The organism is Sphingomonas sp. (genome assembly GCF_048594985.1).
GTDB lineage: Bacteria > Pseudomonadota > Alphaproteobacteria > Sphingomonadales > Sphingomonadaceae > Sphingomonas_I.
Genome location: NZ_JBMDXG010000027.1, coordinates 1 through 19,217 on the forward strand (window position 1 = coordinate 1; position 19,217 = coordinate 19,217).

General features: G+C 69.3%; 20 protein-coding genes and 1 pseudogene. 15 read left to right on the plus strand and 6 right to left on the minus strand.

Features of this window, described 5'->3' with window-relative positions; all coding sequences use genetic code 11:
- The 3 genes from ACOJSF_RS00990 to ACOJSF_RS01000 form a co-directional block, all read left to right on the plus strand.
- On the plus strand, nt 1–919 hold a 919-nt coding region (locus tag ACOJSF_RS00990), incomplete at its 5' end, for a MiaB/RimO family radical SAM methylthiotransferase (RefSeq protein WP_420140379.1).
- Nucleotides 916–1,860 (plus strand): signal recognition particle-docking protein FtsY, encoded by a 945-nt coding sequence (gene ftsY, locus ACOJSF_RS00995; protein WP_420140380.1) that lies wholly within the window; start codon nt 916–918, stop codon nt 1,858–1,860. The genes ACOJSF_RS00990 and ftsY, both read left to right, overlap by 4 nt.
- Nucleotides 1,857–2,459 (plus strand): inner membrane-spanning protein YciB, encoded by a 603-nt coding sequence (locus ACOJSF_RS01000; protein WP_420140381.1) that lies wholly within the window; start codon nt 1,857–1,859, stop codon nt 2,457–2,459. The genes ftsY and ACOJSF_RS01000 overlap by 4 nt, the downstream gene beginning before the upstream one ends.
- Here the strand turns inward: ACOJSF_RS01000 and ACOJSF_RS01005 are convergent, their stop codons facing one another.
- Nucleotides 2,460–3,509, minus strand: a complete 1,050-nt coding sequence (locus ACOJSF_RS01005; RefSeq protein WP_420140382.1) for a PAS domain S-box protein — start codon at nt 3,507–3,509, stop codon at nt 2,460–2,462.
- A gap of 51 nt (nt 3,510–3,560) precedes the next feature.
- Nucleotides 3,561–4,181, minus strand: a complete 621-nt coding sequence (locus ACOJSF_RS01010; RefSeq protein ID WP_420140383.1) for a superoxide dismutase — start codon at nt 4,179–4,181, stop codon at nt 3,561–3,563.
- 198 nt (nt 4,182–4,379) lie between these two features.
- Here ACOJSF_RS01010 and ACOJSF_RS01015 point away from each other — a divergent pair, with 198 nt between their 5' ends.
- From ACOJSF_RS01015 to ACOJSF_RS01060, 10 genes are all read left to right on the plus strand, one after another.
- Nucleotides 4,380–6,311 carry a peptidyl-prolyl cis-trans isomerase gene (locus ACOJSF_RS01015; protein ID WP_420140384.1) on the plus strand — a complete coding sequence of 644 codons (1,932 nt, stop codon included), beginning with the start codon at nt 4,380–4,382 and terminating at the stop codon, nt 6,309–6,311.
- Nucleotides 6,308–7,822, plus strand: coding sequence for an anthranilate synthase component I (gene trpE, locus ACOJSF_RS01020; protein WP_420140385.1), 1,515 nt, complete (start codon nt 6,308–6,310; stop codon nt 7,820–7,822). Before ACOJSF_RS01015 ends, trpE begins: the two co-directional genes overlap by 4 nt.
- 146 nt (nt 7,823–7,968) lie before the next feature.
- A complete protein-coding gene (locus ACOJSF_RS01025) occupies nt 7,969–8,556 on the plus strand; it encodes an anthranilate synthase component II (protein ID WP_420140386.1) in 588 nt (195 codons plus the stop codon).
- Nucleotides 8,553–9,545 (plus strand): anthranilate phosphoribosyltransferase, encoded by a 993-nt coding sequence (gene trpD / locus ACOJSF_RS01030; protein WP_420140387.1) that lies wholly within the window; start codon nt 8,553–8,555, stop codon nt 9,543–9,545. Before ACOJSF_RS01025 ends, trpD begins: the two co-directional genes overlap by 4 nt.
- The gene (gene trpC, locus ACOJSF_RS01035; protein WP_420140388.1) at nt 9,545–10,333 is read left to right on the plus strand and encodes an indole-3-glycerol phosphate synthase TrpC; all 789 of its coding nucleotides are present in this window, start codon (nt 9,545–9,547) and stop codon (nt 10,331–10,333) included. The genes trpD and trpC overlap by 1 nt, the downstream gene beginning before the upstream one ends.
- Nucleotides 10,330–10,803, plus strand: coding sequence for a cyclic pyranopterin monophosphate synthase MoaC (gene moaC, locus ACOJSF_RS01040; RefSeq protein ID WP_420140389.1), 474 nt, complete (start codon nt 10,330–10,332; stop codon nt 10,801–10,803). Before trpC ends, moaC begins: the two co-directional genes overlap by 4 nt.
- Complete coding sequence (locus ACOJSF_RS01045) at nt 10,800–11,978, plus strand: molybdopterin molybdotransferase MoeA (RefSeq protein WP_420140398.1); 1,179 nt, start codon at nt 10,800–10,802, stop codon at nt 11,976–11,978. The genes moaC and ACOJSF_RS01045 overlap by 4 nt, the downstream gene beginning before the upstream one ends.
- 58 nt (nt 11,979–12,036) lie before the next feature.
- Nucleotides 12,037–12,711 carry a transcriptional repressor LexA gene (gene lexA, locus ACOJSF_RS01050; RefSeq protein ID WP_420140390.1) on the plus strand — a complete coding sequence of 225 codons (675 nt, stop codon included), beginning with the start codon at nt 12,037–12,039 and terminating at the stop codon, nt 12,709–12,711.
- Nucleotides 12,711–13,055, plus strand: coding sequence for a VOC family protein (locus tag ACOJSF_RS01055; protein ID WP_420140391.1), 345 nt, complete (start codon nt 12,711–12,713; stop codon nt 13,053–13,055). The genes lexA and ACOJSF_RS01055 overlap by 1 nt, the downstream gene beginning before the upstream one ends.
- 3 nt (nt 13,056–13,058) lie before the next feature.
- On the plus strand, nt 13,059–13,565 hold the full coding sequence (locus ACOJSF_RS01060; RefSeq protein ID WP_420140392.1) for a DUF1697 domain-containing protein: 507 nt from the start codon (nt 13,059–13,061) through the stop codon (nt 13,563–13,565).
- Nucleotides 13,566–13,571: 6 nt separating this feature from the next.
- Here ACOJSF_RS01060 and ACOJSF_RS01065 read toward each other — a convergent pair whose 3' ends face one another.
- From ACOJSF_RS01065 to ACOJSF_RS01080, 4 genes are all read right to left on the minus strand, one after another.
- Nucleotides 13,572–14,714: an acetylxylan esterase gene (locus ACOJSF_RS01065; protein WP_420140393.1), complete on the minus strand. Its 1,143-nt coding sequence runs from the start codon at nt 14,712–14,714 to the stop codon at nt 13,572–13,574.
- A gap of 119 nt (nt 14,715–14,833) precedes the next feature.
- Nucleotides 14,834–15,856: a UDP-glucose 4-epimerase GalE gene (gene galE, locus ACOJSF_RS01070; protein ID WP_420140394.1), complete on the minus strand. Its 1,023-nt coding sequence runs from the start codon at nt 15,854–15,856 to the stop codon at nt 14,834–14,836.
- 113 nt (nt 15,857–15,969) lie between these two features.
- Nucleotides 15,970–16,569, minus strand: a complete 600-nt coding sequence (gene wrbA / locus ACOJSF_RS01075) for an NAD(P)H:quinone oxidoreductase (RefSeq protein ID WP_420140395.1) — start codon at nt 16,567–16,569, stop codon at nt 15,970–15,972.
- A 61-nt stretch (nt 16,570–16,630) separates the two neighbouring features.
- On the minus strand, nt 16,631–17,329 hold the full coding sequence (locus tag ACOJSF_RS01080; protein ID WP_420140396.1) for a pirin family protein: 699 nt from the start codon (nt 17,327–17,329) through the stop codon (nt 16,631–16,633).
- Nucleotides 17,330–17,445: 116 nt separating this feature from the next.
- Between ACOJSF_RS01080 and ACOJSF_RS01085 the strand changes: the two genes are divergently transcribed.
- Nucleotides 17,446–18,360: a LysR family transcriptional regulator gene (locus ACOJSF_RS01085; RefSeq protein WP_420140397.1), complete on the plus strand. Its 915-nt coding sequence runs from the start codon at nt 17,446–17,448 to the stop codon at nt 18,358–18,360.
- Nucleotides 18,361–18,402: 42 nt separating this feature from the next.
- Nucleotides 18,403–19,217, plus strand: a pseudogene (locus tag ACOJSF_RS01090) (NAD-dependent DNA ligase LigA); the annotation flags it as partial.

Consider the following 19,217-nt stretch of genomic DNA (forward strand, 5'->3'; position numbering starts at 1 on the left):
GGCTGATGGTGTCGATTGGGGAGAGCGCGATAGCCCCCTGCCTCCGCAGGGGCGACTGGATGGGCATGCCCGCGCCTTTCTCCCCGTCCAGAATGGCTGCGACCACCGCTGCACCTTCTGCATCATTCCTTACGGGCGCGGCGCCAGCCGCTCGCTCCCGGCGGGGGGCGTGATCGACGAGATTCGCGCCGCTATGGACACCGGCGCGCGCGAAATCGTGCTCACCGGGGTCGATCTGACCGCCTACGGCGCCGACCTGCCCGGCGCACCGACGCTCGGCCACCTCGTCGAACGCATTCTGACGCACGTACCCGATCTGCCGCGGCTGCGCCTCTCCTCGCTCGATCCGTGCGAGGTGGACGACCGGCTGTTCGCGCTGATCGCGGGCGAAGCGCGGATCATGCCGCACGTGCATCTGTCGCTGCAGGCGGGCGACGACCTGATCCTCAAGCGGATGAAGCGCCGCCACAATCGCGGCCAGGCGGTGGCGCTGGTCGACCGGCTGCGCGCCGCCCGCCCGGACCTCGCGATCGGCGCGGACCTGATCGCCGGCTTTCCGACCGAGGACGAGGCGATGTTCGCCAATACCGCGCGGCTGATCGCCGATTGCGGCATCGTCTTCGCGCACATCTTCCCCTATTCGCCGCGCGCGGGCACGCCGGCGGCGCGGATGCCGCAGGTCGCGCGGCCGGTGGTGAAGGCGCGCGCGGCCCGGCTGCGCGCAATCGCGGCGAGCGCGAAGACGGCGTGGCTCCAACAGCAGATCGGAACGGTGCAGCAGGTGTTGGTGGAATTGGACGGAACAGGCGGGCACGCCGGCAATTTCGCGCGAGTGGCGATCGAGGGCGCGCCGAACGCGATCGTGGACGCACGGATCACCGGCGTCGCGGGCGACGCGCTGATCGGGGTGCCGGCATGAGCACCGCCTGGCACGAGCGCCTGCTCGGCGGCTTCCGCCGGACCTCCGACAAGCTCGGCGAGAATCTGTCGGGCCTGCTCGGCAAGGCCGCGCTCGACGACGACACGCTCGACCAGATCGAGGAAGCGTTGATCGCCTCCGATCTCGGCCCCGCCACCGCGCGCCGCGTGCGCGAGCGGCTGACCGGCGAACGCTTCGCGCTCGGCCTGACCGAGGCGCGCCTGCGCGAGATCGTGGCCGAGGAGGTGGCGGCGATCCTCGCCCCCGTCGCCAAGCCGCTGGAGATCGAGGCCTTCCCCCGCCCGCAGGTCATTCTGGTGATCGGCGTCAACGGATCGGGCAAGACCACCACCATCGCCAAGCTGGCGCACCTGCTGACCGAACAGGATTATTCGGTGATGCTGGTCGCGGGCGACACGTTCCGCGCCGCCGCGATCGGCCAGCTCAAGGTCTGGGCGGACCGGATCGGCGTGCCGATCATCAGCGGCAGCGAGGGCGCCGACGCGGCGGGGCTGGTGTTCGAAGGCGTCAAGCGCGGCACCGCCGAAGGGACCGACGTGCTGATCGTCGACACTGCCGGCCGGCTGCAGAACAAGTCCGGGCTGATGGACGAACTCGCCAAGATCCGGCGCGTGCTCGGCCGGCTCAATCCCGCCGCACCGCACGACGTCGTGCTCGTGCTCGACGCGACGACCGGCCAGAACGGCCTCAGCCAGATCGAAGTGTTCAAGGAGACTGCGGGCGTGACCGGCCTCGTCATGACCAAGCTCGACGGGACGGCGCGCGGCGGCGTGCTGGTCGCGGCGGCGGAGAAATACGGTATGCCGATCCATGCCATCGGCGTCGGCGAAGGCGTCGACGATCTGCGCCCGTTCGATCCGAAGGAGGTCGCCCGCGCCATCGCCGGGATCGAACGCCTCGCGCCGGAGAAGAGCCGATGAGCGCCGCGTCGAAGGAAACCGGGATCGGCATGCGCCTCGCGCTCGATCTCGGGCCGCTCGCAGTCTATTTCGCGGCCTATTCGTGGAGCGGGAAGGACATTTTCCTCGCGACCGGCCTGTTCATCGCGGCGACCGCCCTCGCGATGATCGTGTCGCTCGTCCGCTACGGCAAGGTGTCGCCGATCCAGGTATTCTCCGCGATCATGGTGCTGCTGCTCGGCGGCCTCACCATCTGGCTGCACAAGGACTGGATCATCAAGATCAAGCCGACCATCTATTATGTGACGGTCAGTACGATCCTGTTCTGGGGTCTGGCTACGGGTCGCCCCACGCTGCAGATGGTGCTGGGGCAGGCCTATCCGGGCCTCACGGCCGAGGGGTGGCGGCTGCTGACGCGCAATTGGGCGATCTTCTTCATCGCCCTGGCCATCGCCAACGAAGCGGTGTGGCGCAATTTCTCGACCGAATTCTGGCTCGGCTACAAGCTGTGGGGATCGATGCCCGCGACCCTGATCTTCGCCGCCGCCAACGTGCCGATGCTGATGCGCCACGGCCTCGCCGCCGACACGCCCAAGGTCGCGGTCCCGCCCGAGGAATAATCAGCCGGCGAGTAGAGCCGCCGCCTTGACCGTCGCCGCCTGCGTGTCGGTCGCCAGCCGCTTCACCTCGTGCGCCACCACCGCAAAGCCGCGCCCGGCGTCGCCCGCGCGCGCCGCCTCGATCCGGGCGTTCAGCGCGAGCAAGTTGGTCTGGTCGGCGATCCCGTCGATCCAGCCCACGATCTCGCGGACCTCGCTCACCATCGTCTCCAGCCGCCGCCGCCGCTGTGCCACTTCCCCAGCCAGCTGCGCCTGGCGCTCCACCGCCTCGCTCGCGGCCTCGCGCTGCGCGGTCACGTCGATCGCCAGCTTCACCACCTTCACCGGTCGGCCCATCGCGTCGAGGATCGGATTGTAGGTCGCCTGCAGCCACAAGGGGCGGCCGTCGCGCGCGACGCGGCGATATTCGCCCTGGATGAATTCGCCCCGCGCCAGCCGCTCCCACATCGCCCGATATTCCGCGAGGCCGGTTTCCTCCGGGCTGCACAGGACGCGATGGTGGCGCCCGACGATCTCGGGCGCGCCATAGCCGCTTACGCGGAGGAAGTTTTCGTTAGCATGCAGGATCGTCCCGTCGAGCCCGAACTCCACGATGAGCTGCGACCGGTCGATCGCATTGATCATGCTGGCGTCGGCCGCGGCCGCGCTCTTGCGGTCGGTGACGTCCGTCGCGAGCATGAGCGAGCCTGCCATCGCCCCGTCCTCGCCATGCAGCGGCGCGTAGATCGCCTGAACCCACAATTCGCGCCCGTCGGCGGCGAGACGGCGATAATCGCCGCTCTCATGCTCGCCCCGGCACAGCGTGGCCCAGGTCTGCTGATAGCGGTCGGCGCGCGCATCCTCCGGGCTGCACAGCACGCGGTGGAATTGGCCCTCCAGATCCTCCATCCGATAGCCGAACAGGTCGAGGAAGCGGCGGTTGGCGGATGTGACCCGGCCTTCCAGGTCGAAGAAGGCGATCGCCGATGACTGGTCCAGCGCGCCCCACAACGCACGCGCGGCCGCATCCACGTGCGGCGACGTGCGGGAAGGGGCCGTAAGCGAGAACATGGCCCCTTCCTGACCCGCTACCTCGTAAGGGCGGGTTAACGTCGCCGGCTTTTACTGCGCCTGGTCGGCGCGCGATGCGCCCTGGCCGTCGAGATTCTGCGACACGAAGTCCCAGTTGATCACGTTGGCAAGGATCGTCTCGGCGAACTTGGGCCGCGCGTTGCGATAATCGATGTAGTACGCATGCTCCCACACATCGAGCGTGAAGAGCGGTGTCACGCCATGCGCGACGGGCGTGTCGGCGTCGTGGAACGACGTGACCTTGAGCGCGTCGCCTTCGAGCACCAGCCACGCCCAGCCCGATGCGAAGTGGTTCACCGCCTCGGTCGCGAGATCCTTGAGTAGCTTTTCCTGCCCGCCGAAGCCTTCGATCAGGCCGGCCAGCTTCTCGGACGGCCTAGTCGATCCGGCGGGCGCCAGGCAGTTCCAGAAGAAGGTGTGGTTCCACACCTGCGCGGAATTGTTGAACAGGCCCTTGTCGCCCGTGTCCTTCGCCTTGGCGATCACGTCGAGCAGCGACAGGCCGCTCAGGCCCTTCTCGTCGATCCAGCCGTTGACCTTGTCGACATAGGCCTTGTGGTGCTTGCCGTGATGAAACTCGAACGTCTCGGCCGACATGTGCGGCTCCAGCGCGGTCGCGTCGAAGGGCAGCGGGGGAAGCTCGAACGCCATTTCGTCCTCCGGTATCAGGGGTAATCGAACGCGGCCCTAACGCCCGAAACGACGGGGGGTCACGCGAAAACGACTATTGCGAGACGTTCGCGCAAAAGTGCGAAACCGTGCCGCCCGGCGATCGGATGGAGCCGCGCTTGATGCTGCGGGGAGCGGCCTCTATTGGGTCGGCCTTTAATCTCTTGTTCCGGATCGCCCATGCTCGCCTTCTTCCGCCGCGTCCTGTCCTCATGGGTGGCCGTGGCCATATTGGGGCTGGTGATGGTGGCGTTCATCGTCACCGGCATCGGCACCCCCGGCGGCGGCCTGACCGGCGGCGCCAACGCCAACGCGCTTGCGGTAGTCGGCGGCGAGCCGGTCAGTGACCAGGCGATCCGCGGCCAGGCCGAGGCGATGCTGCGCGACGCGCAGACACAGCAGCCCGACCTGACGATGGGCGGCTTCCTCGACACGATCGGCGGGCTCAACATCCTGATCGAACAATATGTTGCGGGGCAGGTGCTGGCGCGCTGGGCCGCCGACCACGGGATGGCGGTGAATGAACGCCTGATCGGGTCGGAGATTGCGCAGGTTCCCGCCTTTCGCGGCCCGACGGGGCAGTTTGACGAGAATACGATGAACGCATTGCTCGCCCGCCAGCGCATCCCGTTCAACCAGTTGCATGACGGCATTCGCGACGATCTCCTCCGCCGTCAGGTGGTGACGCCGATTTCCACGCCGATCTCCGCGCCCGAAGGGCTGGTCGCCCCCTATGCGCGCCTGCTGATCGACCGGCGCGAAGGCATGATCGGGCTGATTCCCGCCACGCCGGAGGGCATCGCCCCGCCGACCGAGGCCGAACTGCAGGCCTTCTACCGCGGCAATGCGCGGCGCTACATCGTGCCGGAGCGGCGCGTGATCCGTTACGCCGCGATCGGGCCCGAGACGGTTCAGGTCGCCCCGCCGACCGAGGCCGAGATCGCCGCCGCCTATAAAGCCGATGCCGCCAAATATGCCGCCGGCGAGACGCGTACCGTGTCGCAGGTCGTGCTGCCCGATGAGGCCGCCGCCAAGGCGTTCGTCGCGCGGGTCGGGGGCGGCGTGTCCTTCGCGCAGGCCGCGACCCAGCGGGGGCTGGCCGACGCCGACATCCGCCTCGGCACGCTCGGCCGCGACGCGCTTGCCAAGGCGTCCTCGCCCGCCATGGCGGAGGCGGTGTTCGCGCTCCCCTCGGGCGGCACCACCGCGCCGGTTCGCAGCCCGCTCGGCTGGGCGGTCGGCCATGTCGACGCGATCGAGCGCACCACCGCGCGCAGCCTGCCGCAGGTGCGCGACGAGATCACCGCCACGCTGACCAAGAAGAAGCGCGACGAGGCGGTCGCCGCGCTGGTCGCCAAGGTCGAGGACGCGATCAACGATGGCGCGACCTTTGCCGAGGTGGCGGGCCAGAACAAGCTGACGGTCGTCACCACTCCGCCTTTGCTGCCCAACGGCACCGCGCCCGCCGATCCCGCCTTCACCGCCGATCCGACGGTCACCGCGCTGCTCAAGGCGGCGTCGTCGGTCGGGCCCGATGACGAGCCGACCGTCGAGACGATCGATCCGGATCAGCATTTCGCGCTGCTGAGCGTGGCCAGCGTGGTGCCCGCCGCGCCGACGCCTCTTGCGCAGATCAGGGATCGTGTGACGCAGGACCTGCTCGCCAGCCGCGCCGCCGAACGCGCGCGCGCCACCGCGCAGCGCCTGCTCGCGCAGGTCAGGAAGGGCCAGGCGATGCCCGCCGCGTTCGCCGCCGCGAAGCTGCCCGCGCCGCAGTCGGTCGGCGTCGCGCAGATCGAGATTGCGCGCTCGGGCCAGCCCGTGCCGCCCGCGCTGCGGACCTTGTTCCGGCTCGCGCCCGGGCAGGTCGAGCTGAGCCCGCTTCCCGGCGGAAGCTGGTCGCTGGTCAGGCTCGAGCGGATCACGCCCGGCGACGCCAAGCAGATGCCCGCATTGGTCGCCGCCACGCGGGGGGAGATGGGTTCGGTGCTCGGCCGCGAATATGCCGACCAGTTCGCCGCCGCCGCGCGCGCCGACGTGAAGATCAGCCGCAACCAGCAGGCGCAGATCCGGCTCGAGCAGCAGCTGCGCGGCACTGCGTCCGCACAGTGAGCGCGGCGCAGGCGGGGCCTGAGGCGGACACGGCCGCGCGCGCGGCGCTGGCGGCGGGACGCCCCGCCTTGGTGTGGCGGCAGATGCTGGCCGACACCGAGACGCCGGTCGCCGCCGCGCTGAAGCTGATCGAACCCGGCCGGGGCGATTTCCTGCTCGAATCGGTCGAGGATGGGGCGACGCGCGGGCGCTACAGCCTGCTCGGCCTCGCGCCCGATCTCGTCTACCGCGCCCGCGGCACGACCGCCGAGGTCAACCGGCGCTGGCTGCGCGATCGCGACGCCTTCGGTCCGCTCGGCGGCGACCCGCTGGCGGAATTGCGCGCGCTGGTGGCCGAATGCCGCGCCGACATGCCCGACGGGCTGCCGCCCGCGCTCGCCTGCCTGGTCGGCTATTTCGCTTATGAGACGATCGGGCTGGTCGAGCGCCTGCCCCGGCCCGCCCCCAACCCGCTCGATCTGCCCGACATGCTGTTCGTGCGGCCGACGCTGATCCTCGTCTTCGACCGGCTGGCGGACATGCTCTATCTGGTCGCGCCGGTATGGCCCGAAAGCGACGCGACCGTCGATGAGGCGATCGAGCGGATAGAAACGGCGCAGGCCCGGCTGGCAGCGGCCGTGCCGGCGCTTTCGCGCCTCGCGCCCGGCGGTGCCGTTCCGGTCGCGCAGCCGCAGCTACCGGCCGGCCGCTATGGGGAGATGGTGGCGCGCGCGAAGGACTATATCGCAGCGGGCGACATCTTTCAGGTGGTGCTGGCGCAGCGCTTCACCGCGCCCTTCCCGCTGCCGCCGTTCGATCTCTATCGCGCGCTCCGGCGGATCAATCCGTCGCCGTTCCTCTATCATCTCGATCTGCCGGGCTTTGCGCTGATCGGCTCCTCGCCCGAAATCCTGGTCCGCGCGCGCGATGGTGAGGTGACCATTCGCCCGATCGCGGGCACGCGCCCGCGCGGCCGGACCGCCGCCGAGGATGCGGCCAATCGCGACGAACTGCTCGCCGACCCGAAGGAGCGCGCCGAGCATCTGATGCTGCTCGATCTCGGTCGCAACGATGTCGGCCGGGTGGCGGCGCGCGGTCCGGTCAAGGTGACCGACAGCTACACGATAGAGCGCTACAGCCACGTGATGCACATCGTCTCGAACGTGGTCGGGCGGCTCGATCCGTCGAAGGACGCGCTCGACGCGCTGTTCGCGGGCTTTCCGGCGGGTACAGTCTCCGGCGCGCCCAAGGTCCGCGCGTGCGAGATCATCGCCGAGCTCGAACCCGAAACGCGCGGCGCCTATGCCGGCGGCGTCGGCTATTTCTCGCCCGACGGCAGCATGGACAGCTGCATCGTGCTGCGCACGGGCATCGTCAAGGACGGCGTGCTCCACGTCCAGGCCGGGGCCGGCATCGTCGCCGACAGCGATCCCGCCTCGGAACAGCGCGAATGCGAACATAAATCGGGCGCGCTGTTCGCCGCCGCGCGCGAGGCGATCGAGCGGGCAGGCGAACCCGGCTTCGGGCAGTGAGCGCTCGGGATCTCGAGCGAAACCGCAACGCCCCCGTCAGGATCGGTAGAATAGGCGCGATTGTAAACGCTTCATTCCTGCTCCACGCCGACCTCGCATGACGGCGCCGCCTTGTGCTGGCGGGCCACATCGCTAAGTCGCTGACCATGATCCTCGTCATCGACAATTATGACAGCTTCACCTGGAACCTGGTGCATTACCTCCAGGAACTCGGCGCCGAGGTCGAGGTCGTGCGCAACGACGCGATCGGTGTCGGGCAGGCGTTGTCGTCGGGCGCGCAGGCGTTCCTGATCTCGCCCGGCCCCTGCACGCCGAACGAGGCCGGGATCAGCCTGGAGCTGGTCGAGGCGGCGGCGGACCAGAAGCGGCCGTTGCTGGGCGTCTGCCTCGGCCATCAGGCGATCGGTCAGCATTTTGGCGGCACTGTCACCCGCGCGCGGACATTGATGCACGGCAAGACCTCGCCGGTGATTCACGATGACAGCGGCATGTTCGCCGGCATTCCCAGCCCCTTCACCGCCACGCGCTACCATTCGCTGGTGGTCGAGGACGCGCCCGACGTGCTGATCGCCAATGCGCGGACCGAGGATGGCACCGTGATGGGCTTCCGCCACCGCGACCTGCCGATCCATGGCGTCCAGTTCCACCCCGAAAGCATCGCGACCCAGCACGGCCACGACCTGCTGGCCAATTTCATAACGATCGCCGGGATCAAGGTGGCCGAGCGCGCATGACGACGCTGGCGTTGCTGCCCGATCCGGGCGAGCCGCTCGATCACGAGACGGCCGAGCAGGCGTTCGCCGACATGCTCGACGGGAAGGTGGCGGACGATGCGGTCGCCGAATTCCTGATCGCGCTCACCGTCCGTGAGGAAAGCGCGGTCGAGATCGCCGCCGCCGCGCGTGCGCTGCGGGCGCGCATGATCGAGGTGTCGGCCCCGACCGGCGCGATCGACGTCTGCGGGACCGGCGGCGACGGCGCGCACAGCCTCAACATCTCGACGGCGGTGGCGATCGTCGTGGCGGCGGCGGGCGTCCCCGTCGCCAAGCATGGCACCCGCGCCGCCTCGTCACGCGCGGGTGCGGCGGACACGCTGGAGGCGCTGGGGCTCGACCTCGATCGTGCCTCGGCGCGCGCCGAACAGAGCCTCGCCGACCTCGGCATCGCCTTCCTGTTCGCGCAGCAGCACCATCCCGCGCTCGCCCGGCTGGCGCCGGTGCGGCGCGCGATCGGGCGGCGGACGATCTTCAATCTGATCGGTCCGCTCGCCAACCCGGCGCGGGTCACGCGGCAACTGCTCGGCGTCGCCCGCGTCGATTATCTGCCGACCGTCGCCCAGGCGATCGAATTGCTGGGCGCGGAGGCCGCGCTGGTCGTGGCCGGCGAGGAGCATCTCGACGAACTGTCGATCGCGGGGCCGAGCCGCGCGGAGTCGATCGGCCTGTGCGCCTTTCCCCGCACCGTCACGCCCGAGGATGCGGGTATCGCGCGCCACGCGCTCGACGCGATCCGGGGCGGTGACGCTGCCTACAATGCCGCCGCGCTCCGCGCGCTGCTGCAGGGCGAGCCGGGGGCGTATCGCGATGCGGTGCTGCTCAATGCCGGCGCGGCTTTGGTCGTCGCGGGCGCGGCGGCCACGCTTCCCGAGGGCGTCGAGGAGGCCGCCGAGACGATCGACAAGGGCCTGGCCAACGCGCTCATGAATTGCTGGATCAAATTCTGATGAGTAACCGCCTCACCCGCATCCTCGAGACCAAGGCGGAGCATGTCGCCGCGCGCAAGGTGGAGCAGTCGCTGGATGTGCTGGATGCCCTTGCCGCCAGGCAGAGCGCACCGCGCGGTTTCCGCCGCGCGCTCGAAGCCAAGGCGGCGGATGGTTATGCGCTGATCGCCGAGATCAAGAAGGCGTCGCCGTCCAAGGGCCTGATCCGCGCCGATTTCGATCCGCCGGCGCATGCCCGCGCGTATGAAGCGGGCGGGGCCGCCTGCCTGTCGGTGCTGACCGACGCGCCCTATTTCCAGGGCGCCGACGAGTATCTGGTCGCGGCGCGCGCCGCCTGCGCGCTGCCCTGCCTGCGCAAGGATTTCATGATCGATCCGTGGCAGGTGGCGGAGGCGCGCGCGCTCGGCGCCGACGCGATCCTGATCATCGTCGCCGCGCTCGACGATGGGCGAATGGCGGAGATCGAGGCGGCGGCGATCGAGCGCGGCATGGACGTGCTGGTCGAGGTGCACGACGCGCACGAACTCGACCGCGCCTTGAAGCTCCGTTCGCGCCTGATCGGCGCCAATAATCGCGACCTGCGCGACTTCACGGTCGACTTCGCGCGTACCTACGAACTGGTCGCGCGCGCGCCGGCCGACTGCCTGTTCGTCGCCGAAAGCGGCATTTCCGGCCCTGCCGACCTGGTCGAGATGGGGCGTCACGGCGTGCGCGCCTTCCTGGTGGGCGAAAGCCTGATGCGCCAGACCGACGTGACGGCGGCGACGCGCGCGCTGCTCGCGGCATGAGCCGGCTGACCCACCTCGACGAGGCGGGGGCGGCGCACATGGTCGACGTTTCGGCCAAGGACGTGACCCGGCGCGAGGCGACCGCCGCCGGGCATATCGCCATGTCCACCGATGCGCTCGCCGCGATCCGCGCGGGCACGCTCAAGAAGGGTGACGCGCTTGCCGTCGCGCGCATCGCGGGAATCATGGCGGCCAAGCGGACGAGCGACCTCATCCCGCTCTGCCATCCTCTGCCGCTTGCCTCGGTGACGGTCGACTTTACGCTGGCCGACGATGGGGTGGCGTGCGCCGCGACCGTGGTCACGACCGGCCGCACGGGCGTCGAGATGGAGGCGCTGACGGCGGTCTCGGTCGCGTTGCTCACGCTCTACGACATGGCCAAGGCGATCGACCGGGGGATGGCGATCGGCCCGGTCCGCCTCCTCGCCAAATCGGGCGGGCGATCGGGCGAGTGGCGCGCGGAAGCGTGAGCCTGTTGCCGGTCGCGGAGGCGCAGGCGCGGCTGCTCGCGCTTCACGCGCCGCTGCCTGCGGAGACCGCCGCGCTCCATGATGCCGCCGGGCGTTGGGCGGCCACCGACGTGCGCGCGCGCCGGACGCAGCCCGCCGCCGATCTGTCGATGATGGACGGCTATGCGATCCGCTTCGCCGATCTGCCGGGGCCGTGGCGGGTGATCGGGGAGAGCCGGGCGGGCGCGGGCATCGCCGCCTCGGTCGCCCCGGGCGAGGCCGCGCGCATTTTCACGGGCGCGCCGCTCCCCCCGGGGGCGGACGCGATCGTGGTGCAGGAGGAAGCACGCCGCGACGGCGACCGGCTATGGCTCGACGGCGAAGGGCCGCCCCGGATCGGGGCGAGCATCCGCCAACGCGGATCGGACTTTCACGACGGCGACCTGCTGGCAGCGGCGGGGGGGAACTGGACACCTGCGCGCATTGCACTGGCCGCGATCGGCGGGCACGGCGCGCTGCCCGTCAGGCGCCGGCCGCGCGTCACATTGATCTCGACCGGCGACGAACTGGTCGCGCCGGGGACGCCGGCCGAAGGCGTCCTGCTGCCCGCCTCCAACGCGCCGATGCTGCGTGCAATGATCGGCGGCCTGGCCGAGGTGACGGATGCCGGGCTGGTCCCCGACCGGCTCGACGCGCTGGTCGCGGCGTTTCGCGCTTCCGACGCCGATGTGATCGTCACGACCGGCGGCGCATCGGTCGGCGACCACGATCTCGTCCGCCCCGCACTGGAGCAAGCGGGCGCGGCGCTCGACTTCTGGCGGATCGCGATGCGGCCGGGCAAGCCGCTGCTGGCGGGCACGCTCGATGGCACGGTGGTGCTCGGCCTGCCCGGCAACCCGGTATCGGCGTTCGTGACCGCGCGCCTCTTCCTGCTGCCGCTGCTTGCCCATCTGAGCGGCGCGCGCGACCCCCTTCCTCGCGCCGAACGCGCCGCGCTTGCCTCGCCGCTCCCCGCGGTGGGCGGGCGGGACGATTATGTCCGCGCCGTCTTCACCGGCGACGGCATCGCCCCGGTCGGGGTCGAGGACAGCGCTGTACTCAGCGCGCTGGCCCGCGCCGACATGCTGATCGTCCGCCGCGCGGGCTCTTCCCCCGCCGCTGTGGGCGAAGTTGTGGATATCATCCGGATCGCTTGACACCGATCAAGGCGTTGCCTAGACGTTCCCCGTCCGTTCCTTACGGCCGGGAAAGATCATGCTGACGCGCAAGCAACACGAGCTTCTGACCTTCATCCACGAGCGGCTGGGCCAGACCGGCGTGTCGCCTTCGTTCGAGGAGATGAAGGAGGCGTTGGAGCTCAAGTCCAAATCGGGGGTGCATCGCCTGATCTCCGCGCTCGAGGAACGCGGCTTCATCAAGCGGCTCGCCAATCGCGCCCGCGCGCTCGAAATCCTGCGCCTGCCCGAGGCGATCAAGACCACGCCCAAGTCCGCCAAGCCGAGCGTCGCGCCCGTCCAGCAGGCCAAGGTGCTGGCGGCGGCGAACGACGTGCTCGACTTGCCGCTCCACGGGCGCATCGCCGCCGGCATGCCGATCGAGGCGCTGGAGGGGCAGAACAGCCTGTCCGTACCCGCCGCTCTGCTGGGGCCCGGCGAGCATTATGCGCTGGAGGTTGCCGGCGATTCGATGGTCGAGGCGGGAATCCTCGACGGCGATTACGCGCTGGTCCGCAAGGCCGAGACCGCGCGTGACGGCGATATCGTGGTCGCGCTGATCGAAGAGAGCGAGGCGACGCTCAAATATCTGCGGCATGAGGGCAAGATGGTGCGGCTCGATCCCGCCAACCGCGCCTACGATCCGCAGCGTTACCGCCCCGATCAGGTCCGCATCCAGGGCACGCTCGCCGGCCTGCTGCGCCGCTACCATTGATGGCCGGTCTGCCGCGCCCGGATTTCCTCGAGCTGCCGGTCGCGGACGTCGCGGTCGCGCAGGCCTTTTACGGCAAGGCGTTCGGCTGGGCGATGACCGGCTTCGGGCCGACCTATGCCTGCACGCTGACGGGGGATGTCGACCTCGGGCTGCAGGCCGATCCGGCCGAGCGGAGCGCAGGCCCGCTGATCGTGATCCAGGTCGCCGATCTCGACGCCGCGCTGACGGCGGTAGAGGCAGCGGGCGGGCGGATCACGCGGCCGATCTTCTCCTTTCCCGGCGGGCGGCGTTTCCACTTCCGCGACCCCGACGGCAACGAGCTTGCGGCGCATAAGCCCGATTGAGGCATGAAGAGCTGGGTCGCCCTGCTCCGCGCGGTCAACGTCGGCGGGACGGGCAAACTGCCGATGGCGCTCCTGCGGGAGATGGCCGAGGCGGCGGGCTTTGCGGAGGTCCGGACCTATATTGCGAGCGGCAATCTGGTGTTCCGGAGCGGATCGACGCGTGACGCGATCCGGGCCGCGCTCGAAACGCGCCTCGAAAGCTACGCCGGCAAGCCGGTGGGTGTTCTGATCCGCGACGCGGCCGAGATGGAAAGGGTGCGCGCGGACAATCCCTTCGCCGGATATCCGGGCAATCGCACGATCGCGTTCTTTACCGATCAGCCCATATCCGCCGACACGCTGAGCGCGGCGCGGCATGTGCGGGATGAGCAGATGGTGCTCGGCCCCGGCGTAATCTATATCTTCTATGGTGACGGGATGGCGGATTCACGCCTGATCATCCCGGTGACCGGCACCATGCGCAACATGAATACCGTCACCAAGCTCGCCGAAATGGCCGCCGCGACCTGACGGCGGTCAGAAGGTCGGCAGCAGGCGCTGCCGCGCGAGTTGGCCGAAGATCCGCGTTGCAAGCAGGCGCTGATCGGCCGCGCTATAATGTCCGCCGCATCCCGTCCGCTGGAGTCCGGGCAGATCGATCTCGTAAGCGCCCACGCGGGCGAAACCCGCTTTGCGCGCCGCCGCCAGCGTCGCCTCGCGAAGCGCCGCCACGAAGCGCGCGGACCCCGGATCCCCGGTCGGTTCGATGCGCGGCCAGCCGATCGCGAAGGCCGCATCCGGCGAGCGCCGATGCAATTCCGCCGCGAGCTTTTCGAGCGCCGCCACATAATCGTCCGCCACCGCCGCAAGGCTCGCCCAGCGTTCGCCCGGCCGGATCGGGCTGGCGAAATCCGCCATGAGCGAGAGCACGTACAGATGCGGCCGCCATGTCGGATCGCGATAGGGCGAGGGAATGTCACGCAACGCGTTGGGGTAAAGCGTCGACAGCGTCCGTTCCGGCGCGCCGAGCCCGTAATTGCGGACAAGCCCGCGCCCCGAAATCGCGTTCACCTGATAATCCGCGTCGATCCGCCGCGCGATCAGCGCGGGATAGGCCGCGGGCGTGTCGGTCAACGCCAACGCCGCGCCGGCCGCGCACGCGGGATCGGATGCGCGCAGGCCGAAGCCCGTCATGCTCGAATCACCGATATACTCGATCTGCGCGCTACGCGGACGCGGAGGCGAAGCCCCGGGCGCGCGCGCGAAGAAGCCGCCGAACCGCCCGGGTCCGCCGCTGCCCTCATTGACCTTCTCAAGCCGGGCGCGGTGCGAACCCGGCGTGAGGCCGGCGACACGGAATTCCGCTCGCGCCGGGCGGTCGATCGTGATCGCCGCGCGATCATCGATCAGCAGGCGATATTCCACCGTCGGATCGTCGATCCTTACGACGAGCTCCGGCCCGCTGAACGTCGTTTCGAAGTAGACGCCCGGCCAGCGATAGCGATAGCCGCGCCCGTCGGGCTGCACGCGCCCTCCGGCATGCACCGCGAGCGGATGAAGCGCCCTGCTGAACTGGCCTGTCTTGCCCTTGGACAAGGTCTGCGCCGACCCGGGAACGACGAGCAACAGGGCCGCTGCGCCAATCAAGACCCTGAAAGCGATCCGCTCGATCAATGTCATCGCTATCTCTCATTGGATCGATCAATCGGCCCGACGTAAATGGCGGGGGTCGGTTGCTTCCGCGTAGAGTATGTTGCGTAAACGTCTGATTGGCGGGTGCCGCCCCGGCACCCCCATTTCTAAATCTCGCCGGCGTCGCGCCGCTCGCCCAGCCGGCGCTCCCACGCGAGCGCATGTTCGACGATCGTGGGAAGGTCGTCGTGGCGCGGCCGCCACGGGAGGGTCGCGAGGATGCGGCGATTGTCGGCGACCAGCTGGTCGGGATCGCCCGCGCGGCGCGCCTCCAGCCTCCGGTCGATCGTGCGGTTGGTGACACGATCGACCGTGTCGAGCACCTCCAGCACCGAAAAACCGCGCCCGTAGCCGCAATTCATCGTCAGGCTCTCGCCCGGATGCGCGACCAGGTGGTCGAGCGCGTGGACATGCGCGTCGGCCAGATCGCTGACGTGGATGTAATCGCGCACGCCAGTGCCGTCGGGCGTCGCATAATCGGTGCCGAACACCGCCACGCTGTCGCGCCGCCCGGTGGCCGCCTCGACCGCGACCTTGATCAGGTGCGTCGCCCCCGCTGTGGACTGGCCCGAGCGCCCCTGCGGATCGGCGCCCGCGACATTGAAATAGCGCAGCGCGCAATAATTGATCGGGTGCGCGGCGGCGGTGTCGCGCAGCATGATCTCGGTCATCAGCTTCGACGTGCCGTAGGGGTTGATCGGCTGCTTGGCCGCGTCCTCGGGGATCGGCACCTGATCGGGAATGCCATAGGTCGCGGCGGTCGACGAAAAGATGAAATGACGGACCCCGGCCGTCACCGCCGCCTCGATCAAGGCGCGGCTGGCGGCGGTATTGTTGCGGTAATATTTGAGCGGGTCGCTGACGCTTTCCGGCACCACGACCGATCCGGCGAAGTGGAGGATCGCCCCGACCTTGTGCTTCAGCAGCACCGCCGTCATCGTCTCGGTCTGCGCGATGTCGGCCTCGACGAACGTCGCCGTGTCAGGGACCGCCCAGCGGAATCCGGTGACGAGATTGTCCACCACCACCACGGGCCAGCCCGCGTCGAGCAGTGCCAAGACGGCATGGCTGCCGATATAGCCGGCGCCGCCGGTGACCAGGACGGTGAAGGGCTTGGGCACGTCGCTCATGGCCCAGCCATGACGCAAAATCGTGTCATAAGAAATATCCCTCGTCGCGGGCTTGCGCGACGAGGGATGAGGACGGCCGGGCGAAGGGGGCGGCGCCCGGCGCGTATAGGGTGTCAGCCGAACAGCTTGTTCGCGATCTCGGCCACGTGGCGCCCCTGGAAGCGCGCGCCGCCCAGATCGATCTCGCTCGGCTGGCGGCTGCCGTCGCCTGCCGCCAGCGTGGTCGCGCCATAGGGCGTGCCGCCGTGGATCTCGTCCATCCCCAACTGCGCGCCGTAGCTGTAGGGCAGGCCGACGATCACCATCCCGAAATGGAGCAGGTTGGTGATGCCGGAGAACAGGGTCGTTTCCTGACCGCCATGCTGGCTCGCGGTCGAGCCGAAGACGGCGCCGACCTTGCCGTTGAGCGCCCCGCTCGCCCACAGGCCGCCGGCCTGATCGAGGAACGCCGCCATCTGGCTGGGCATGCGGCCAAACCGCGTCGGCATGCCGAGGATGATCGCGTCATAATCCGCGAGTTCGGCGACCGTCGCGATGGGCGCGGCCTGGTCGAGCTTGAAGTACGCCGCCTTGGCGACGTCCTCGGGCGCGGTCTCCGGCACGCGCTTGATCGTCACGTCCGCGCCCGTTTCGCGCGCGCCTTCGGCGACGGCCTCGGCCATCTGTTCGATATGGCCGTAGCTCGAATAATAGAGAACCAGCACCTTGCTCATCGTCAATCTCCTTGGGAAACAGAAAGGCCCGGCCGCCCACGCGGGCGACCGGGCCGAAGTCTCAGGCAGCGTCGACCATCACCAGTTCGCTGTCCTCCAGCGCCGTCACGGTCAGCGTTTCGACATCGCTGATCGCGACGCCGTCGCGCGCCTTGGCGGGCGTGCCGTTCACCTCGATCCGGCCCGAGGCCGGGACGAGATAAGCATGGCGGTCGCCACCCAGCACATATTCGGCGGTCTCGCCCTTCTTGAGCGTCGCGCCGACCACGCGGGCGGGCGTCCGGATCGGCAGCGCTTCGCCATCCTCGGCAAAGCCCGAGGCGAGCGTGACGAACCGGCCCGAGCGATCCCCCTTGGGGAAGGGGCGCGCGCCCCAGCTCGGCTTGCCGCCACGCTCGGACGGCATGATCCAGATCTGGAAGATCCGCGTGGTCACGTCCTCCAGATTATATTCGGCATGCGCGATCCCGCTGCCGGCCGACATCACCTGGACGTCGCCTGCCTCGGTCCGGCCCTTGTTGCCGAGATTGTCCTGGTGCGAGATCGCGCCTTCGCGGACATAAGTGATGATTTCCATGTCCGAGTGGGGGTGCGGCGGAAAGCCGCTCTTCGGCGCGATCGCATCGTCGTTCCAGACGCGCAGCGATCCCCAGTTCATCCGGTTCTCGTCATGATAGCCGGCGAACGAAAAATGGTGGTGCGCGTCCAGCCAGCCATGATTGGCCGCGCCGAGCGTTTCGAAGGGGCGGACGTCGATCATCGTGTGTCTCCGTGCCGGGGGTTGCTGCCCGGCTGTCCACGCCAAGATAGTTGACCCGCCGCCTCAGAAAATAGAATTGAACGAAAGCCACCGTTGCCAGGAGTTGATCGATCGCCATGGCGCTACCCGATTTCGATGCCTGGGCGATCTTCGCCAAGATCGCGCAGACCGGATCCTTCGCCCGCGCCGCCAGCGACCTGCGCCTGTCGAAGCCGACCGTATCGAAGGCGGTCGCGCGGCTCGAACAGAGGCTCGGCGCGCCGCTCCTCCACCGCACCTCGCGCCGCCTGTCGCTGACCGAGACCGGCCGCGCCGCGCTGACCCGCGCCAGCCGCATCCTGGCGGAGGGCGAGGCGGCGGAAGCGGAGGCGTCCGATCAGGCCGAGCATCCGCGCGGCCTCGTCCGCATCGCCGCGCCGATGTCGTTCGGGACGGAGCATCTGGCCCCGGCTTTGCCCGATTTCCTGGCGCGCTATCCGGAGGTGGACCTGGACCTTCATCTGTCGGACTCGCTGGTCGACCTGATCGGTGACGGGTTCGATGTCGCGCTGCGCATCGCCACGCTGTCGGATTCAAGCCTTCGCGCGCGCCGGCTCGTTTCGATCCGCGTGCCGATCGTGGCGTCGCCCGCTTATCTCGACCGGCATGGCCGGCCGTCGCATCCGCGCGATCTCGCCGGCCATCACGCGATGCTCTACACCGGCGTGCCCAATCCCGACCTCTGGCGGCTGCACCATCCGAACGAAGGGGAATATGCGGTGCCGCTCCACGGCCGCATCCGCTCCAACAATGGCGAGGTGTTCCTCGCCTCGGTCTGCGCCGGCCACGGGATCGCGATGCTCCCCGATTTCTTCGTCTGGCGCGATCTCGCGGCGGGGCGGCTGGAACGGATCCTGCCCGATTGGGCGCCGAACCCGATCGGGCTCAATCTCCTCACCCCGCCGAGCGTGCTTCGCCCCGCGCGCGTGCGCGTTCTGATCGACTATCTGGCGAAACGCTTCGCCAAGGCGCCGTGGGCGATCGACGATTGAGCGAAGGTTGACCGGCGCGCGCGGGCGCGGGAAAGCGCGTCGATGGCTCATCTGACCGAAGCGGACGCCGCGGCCGAGCTCGCCCGGCTCGCGATCGAGATCGCACATCATAACCGCCTGTATCATGATCAGGACGCGCCCGAGATTTCGGACGCCGACTATGATGCGCTGGTGCGCCGCAATGCCGAGCTGGAAGCGCTGTTTCCCGATCTGATCCAGCCGGACAGCCCGTCGACCCGGGTCGGCGCGACACCGACCGGGCCGCTCGCCAAGGTCCGCCATGCGCGGCCGATGCTCAGCCTCGACAACGCGTTCTCCGACGAGGAGGTCGGCGAGTTCGTGGAGCGCGTGCGGCGTTTCCTGCGCCTACCCGCCCAGGAGCCGGTGACGCTCACCGCCGAGCCCAAGATCGACGGCTTGTCCTGCTCGCTCCGCTACGAGGCGCGCCGGCTGGTGCAGGCGGCGACGCGCGGCGATGGCACGGTCGGCGAGGACGTAACCGCCAACGTCGCCCATGTCGCCGGCATTCCGCAGTCGCTGCCCCCCGATGCCCCCGATCTGTTCGAGGTGCGCGGCGAGGTATATATGACCAAGGCCGATTTCGCCGCGCTCAACCAGCGCCTACTGGACGAGGCGGCCGATCCGGCCAAGGCGCGGCAGTTCGCCAATCCGCGCAACGCCGCCGCCGGATCGCTGCGGCAGAAGGATGCGGGTGTCACCGCCACCCGGCCCTTGCGCTTCCTACTCCATGGCTGGGGCGAGACGTCGGCTTTGCCCGGCACGACGCAGACCGAAGTAATGGATGCGCTAGAGGCGTGGGGCTTCCCCGGATCGGGGCTGCGTACGCGCGGCGATGC

Excerpts from the sequence above, each read along its gene's own strand:
- ftsY (WP_420140380.1), top strand. The coding sequence starts at position 916 with ATGAGCACCGCCTGGCACGAGCGCCTGCTCGGCGGCTTCCGCCGGACC.
- ACOJSF_RS01000 (WP_420140381.1), top strand. The coding sequence starts at position 1,857 with ATGAGCGCCGCGTCGAAGGAAACCGGGATCGGCATGCGCCTCGCGCTC.
- ACOJSF_RS01005 (WP_420140382.1), bottom strand. The coding sequence starts at position 3,509 with ATGTTCTCGCTTACGGCCCCTTCCCGCACGTCGCCGCACGTGGATGCG.
- ACOJSF_RS01010 (WP_420140383.1), bottom strand. The coding sequence starts at position 4,181 with ATGGCGTTCGAGCTTCCCCCGCTGCCCTTCGACGCGACCGCGCTGGAG.
- ACOJSF_RS01015 (WP_420140384.1), top strand. The coding sequence starts at position 4,380 with ATGCTCGCCTTCTTCCGCCGCGTCCTGTCCTCATGGGTGGCCGTGGCC.
- ACOJSF_RS01025 (WP_420140386.1), top strand. The coding sequence starts at position 7,969 with ATGATCCTCGTCATCGACAATTATGACAGCTTCACCTGGAACCTGGTG.
- trpD (WP_420140387.1), top strand. The coding sequence starts at position 8,553 with ATGACGACGCTGGCGTTGCTGCCCGATCCGGGCGAGCCGCTCGATCAC.
- trpC (WP_420140388.1), top strand. The coding sequence starts at position 9,545 with ATGAGTAACCGCCTCACCCGCATCCTCGAGACCAAGGCGGAGCATGTC.
- moaC (WP_420140389.1), top strand. The coding sequence starts at position 10,330 with ATGAGCCGGCTGACCCACCTCGACGAGGCGGGGGCGGCGCACATGGTC.
- lexA (WP_420140390.1), top strand. The coding sequence starts at position 12,037 with ATGCTGACGCGCAAGCAACACGAGCTTCTGACCTTCATCCACGAGCGG.
- ACOJSF_RS01055 (WP_420140391.1), top strand. The coding sequence starts at position 12,711 with ATGGCCGGTCTGCCGCGCCCGGATTTCCTCGAGCTGCCGGTCGCGGAC.
- ACOJSF_RS01060 (WP_420140392.1), top strand. The coding sequence starts at position 13,059 with ATGAAGAGCTGGGTCGCCCTGCTCCGCGCGGTCAACGTCGGCGGGACG.
- ACOJSF_RS01065 (WP_420140393.1), bottom strand. The coding sequence starts at position 14,714 with ATGACATTGATCGAGCGGATCGCTTTCAGGGTCTTGATTGGCGCAGCG.
- galE (WP_420140394.1), bottom strand. The coding sequence starts at position 15,856 with ATGAGCGACGTGCCCAAGCCCTTCACCGTCCTGGTCACCGGCGGCGCC.
- wrbA (WP_420140395.1), bottom strand. The coding sequence starts at position 16,569 with ATGAGCAAGGTGCTGGTTCTCTATTATTCGAGCTACGGCCATATCGAA.
- ACOJSF_RS01080 (WP_420140396.1), bottom strand. The coding sequence starts at position 17,329 with ATGATCGACGTCCGCCCCTTCGAAACGCTCGGCGCGGCCAATCATGGC.
- ACOJSF_RS01085 (WP_420140397.1), top strand. The coding sequence starts at position 17,446 with ATGGCGCTACCCGATTTCGATGCCTGGGCGATCTTCGCCAAGATCGCG.